A 3326-nucleotide genomic window follows, 5' to 3' on the forward strand; every position below is an offset into this window, starting at 1 on the left:
CGGTGTAAATCCCTCATCCCCCTCGCCGCCATCGCGAAAGGGAAAAAGTGGACGACTTTTACGCCGCCCGCAGCAGCACTTCGCCGCCGCTACCGTGGTCTAATTTTGCACCGCCGTTCTCAACCACCGCCTGCGCGGGTGCCAGCGCCAAGTTGACACAGATCGCACCCACAAAGAACAGGAAGGTGAAGGCCCGGTAGCCGTTTTGGTGAAGCGCGCTCACCAGGCACAATCCTCCCGCAAAGTAGCTCAGCGCCGGCAAGCCAGCGTACCAACGGTGATTGCGTGTTCCGGCCCAATCGGTGAGCACTCCTCCCAGAACCGCGCCGAGGACGCCCGCCGTACCGTAAGACACACCGAACAGGCTGGCGGCCGTGAAAAGGTCCATCTCGTAGCGACGGATGAGGTGTGGGACGGTGAAGGTGGAGAGGCTGTACAAGGAGACTGCGGCGCAGGCCATGCCAAGCGTCACCAGTACGAATAGAGGATCTCGCGCAACCGTCCGAACTGCGGCGCCAAAACTGGGCAAAGCATCGGCAACCGGCTCATCGTCCTGTTGTCCCCGCTGAGGCTCGTGAACGGTGAGCAAGAACAGCAAGCCGATCACAATCCCCGGAAGGCCAATCGCCACCATCCCGATACGCCAGCCGAGTGCCTGTGCAATCCAGCCGCCGGCCAGAGCACCCACGATGATGCCTAACGGCGGGCCGGCTCCGAAAACCGCAAATGCAAACGAGCGCCGCTGCCGCGGGTAGAGATCAGAGAGCAGCGAATGGGCAGACGGCGTCAGACCAGCTTCTCCGATGCCTACACCGATGCGCGTCAGGAGCAGCGTACCGAAGGTGGTCGCGGACCCCGCCAGGATAGTCATGGCTGACCACAGGCAAAGGCACGCTGTCAGCAACTTGCGGCGAGGGAACCGGTCTGCAAGCCGACCGATCGGTACGCCAAGCACGCTATAGAAGATCACGAACACGAAACCCGTCAAGACACCGAGCTCAGTGTCAGAAATGCTCAGGTCACGTTTTATAGCTTCCCCGAAGATCCCAAGAGCGATGCGATCGATGTAGCTCGACATATACGCGAGCAGCAGCAGAAAGAGGATGTACCGGGGCTGGTCCTGTCGCCCGACCGCAGCCGTCATGCGAGCAGCATCACGCGAACCAGCCGTTGGCCGGTGAACGTCGCCCGGCCATGGCCGGTCAAGATGTTGTCCAGCAGTTGGACGTCACCGTGCTGCCACTTGGGAGCAGTCGTTGCGGCATTCATCACCGGGTAAAGCGCTGCAATCTCTTGGGGACTGATCTCGCTGCCGTCTCCAAACATCACGGCCTGTGGCCATGGATGCTCGGTGCCGTAGAACTCTTCGTGCAGAGCCTGGAATCTTTGACCTTGGCTCACCGCATTAAGGTCGAATGCCGGGATAACATTGAACCAGATTTCCTCACCAGTCTGCGGGTGAATTTCGTACCCTTTGGTGACGAAGCTTGCTTCCAGCCCGTGCGGTGTCCAGACGCAATCCGATCCCGTCGCCAGACAAGCTGCCTCGGCCTCTTCGCGCGATTCGCTTCCGAACGCATCCGCCCAACTCCGATGCAGTAAATCCAGGTCCGGATGCCCAGGCATCCAATCCGGGTGGCGAAAGCGCCTGACGTATCGCACGCCCAAACGCTTGACCCTGTCGAAAAATGCATTTGGCACCTCGCGAGTGAAGCGGCGCATGTCCCCGATCAGGGTTTCACCGCCGCTTTCTGGCGGAACCTCGCAGAAGAACGCCAGTCGCTTCGGAAAGTCGCGTGTATACGCCATCTCCTGGTGCAGCAAAATCTCACGGTCAGGCGGAGCTTGGGTTGACTGCATCACTCGCCCTGAAACGGCCCCGCGCGGTGACGTGCCTCCAGCATAGCCGGCGCCGTGTCCCTCAAAACTGGAAAGGAAAGCATCGAAATCGCGGGCCGCTCGCAGCCCAAAGCCGCGGAAAGTGACAACTCCGAAGCGCAGCAAGATCAGCTCGATCACAGGCTTGTGATTGGTGGTCCAGCTTGATGCACTGGCTGGGTCTTCTCGTAGAGCCTTGGCACGGGCCGTCACGACTGGCGGGTAAACGGCTTCATCGAAATCAACATCCCGCAGTCCGTCGCCGAAGACATCCATCACTCTCTCCATCTCGTTCTACCCAGAATAATCGACAAAGCTGCAAAATGTCGATAACATTATGCGATCAAGCGGGAGAGATGACGGTGCAAGAAGACATTTCTGAAGCTGAGGCAAAGGCACGTGCAGAGCTGGCGGCAGCTTACAGGTTGGCGGCACACCACGGCTGGGACGATGGAATCGGAACTCACTTTTCCGCTCGTGTCCCTGGGCCTGAAACCCACTTCCTGCTTCTTCCCTTGGGGATGATGTACGAAGAGGTGACAGCCACTTCGCTGGTCAAAGTCGACCTGGATGGAAATGTGGTCGGCGGGCCGGAGGGAGCCCGGATAAACCGCGCTGGCTTCATGATCCACAGCTATATCCATCGGGAGATACCAGAGGCTCACTGCGTTTTTCACTGCCACACGGTTGCAGGAATCGCGGTAGGCGCTCAAAAGCGCGGCCTGCTGCCGCTCAGCTTCCACGCGATGTTCCTGCACGACCGACTAGGCTACCACGACCTGGAGGGCGTGACGGTGGATGAGGATGAGATGCCTCGAATGGTGGAGGCCCTGAACGGCAAGAACGGCTTGATCTTGCGCAACCACGGCACTTTGGTCGCCGCTCCAACAATCGCCGAAGCGTTCTTCTATCTGTTTCATTTGGAGAAGGCGTGCGAGATCCAGGTCGCGGCGGGTGCGTCTTCCGAACTTATCATTCCAAGCAACGCCATGGTCAGTCACTTCCGCAGCCAAGTTGATGCAGGGTTCGACTATATCGCCCAACTCACTTGGGAGGCCATGCTGCGCAAGGACGAGCGGAACGGGCGGCGAGATCCTCTTCATGTACCGCCGATTGCATAGATCAGGGTGTCGCAGCGGAGCGGGGTTCGCGTGAGATGCCGGCCGCGCCTCACCCTATTGGCTGGCAGTACCTTGGCCAACTGCGTGGGCCCCGGGGTGTGCGCGGGGCCAACTAGTACTGGATGCTCCTGTGGTCTCGGACAATTGAATGTGAAGGTGCCAATGAGCACCGTGCGCTTGATCTGCGTTTATTATTAGGCTCAGGATCTGTAATTGCAGAGCTAGGCGGTGTTGATCCCTTGAGGGTTTCATGGATCTGTCCGCACTGGCCGGACCGGAGCCTGGTCGTGCTGTATCGGGTCTCACAGAGGCGAACGTTGCATTGAC

The 3326-nt window shown here is 59.4% G+C and carries 3 protein-coding genes; 1 reads left to right on the plus strand and 2 read right to left on the minus strand.

Translation table 11 applies throughout. The features are described from left to right. Positions 1 to 58 precede the first annotated feature (58 nt). Together GQO94_RS20670 and GQO94_RS20675 are read right to left on the minus strand one after the other, a co-directional pair. Positions 59 to 1144 carry a spinster family MFS transporter gene (locus GQO94_RS20670; protein ID WP_156843253.1) on the minus strand — a complete coding sequence of 362 codons (1086 nt, stop codon included), beginning with the start codon at positions 1142 to 1144 and terminating at the stop codon, positions 59 to 61. Further along, positions 1141 to 2154, minus strand: a complete 1014-nt coding sequence (locus tag GQO94_RS20675; RefSeq protein ID WP_198046094.1) for a TauD/TfdA family dioxygenase — start codon at positions 2152 to 2154, stop codon at positions 1141 to 1143. The genes GQO94_RS20670 and GQO94_RS20675 overlap by 4 nt, the downstream gene beginning before the upstream one ends. 80 nt (positions 2155 to 2234) lie before the next feature. Between GQO94_RS20675 and GQO94_RS20680 the strand changes: the two genes are divergently transcribed. Continuing rightward, entirely contained in the window at positions 2235 to 2999 is a 765-nt protein-coding gene (locus GQO94_RS20680; RefSeq protein ID WP_156843255.1) for a class II aldolase/adducin family protein, read from the plus strand. Positions 3000 to 3326 lie beyond the last annotated feature (327 nt).

The organism is Novosphingobium aquimarinum (assembly GCF_009746585.1).
GTDB classification, from domain to species: Bacteria; Pseudomonadota; Alphaproteobacteria; order Sphingomonadales; family Sphingomonadaceae; genus Novosphingobium; species Novosphingobium aquimarinum.

Coding starts and splice junctions, on each gene's coding strand:
- GQO94_RS20680 (WP_156843255.1), top strand. CDS start 2,235: ATGACGGTGCAAGAAGACATTTCTGAAGCTGAGGCAAAGGCACGTGCA.
- GQO94_RS20670 (WP_156843253.1), bottom strand. CDS start 1,144: ATGACGGCTGCGGTCGGGCGACAGGACCAGCCCCGGTACATCCTCTTT.
- GQO94_RS20675 (WP_198046094.1), bottom strand. CDS start 2,154: ATGGATGTCTTCGGCGACGGACTGCGGGATGTTGATTTCGATGAAGCC.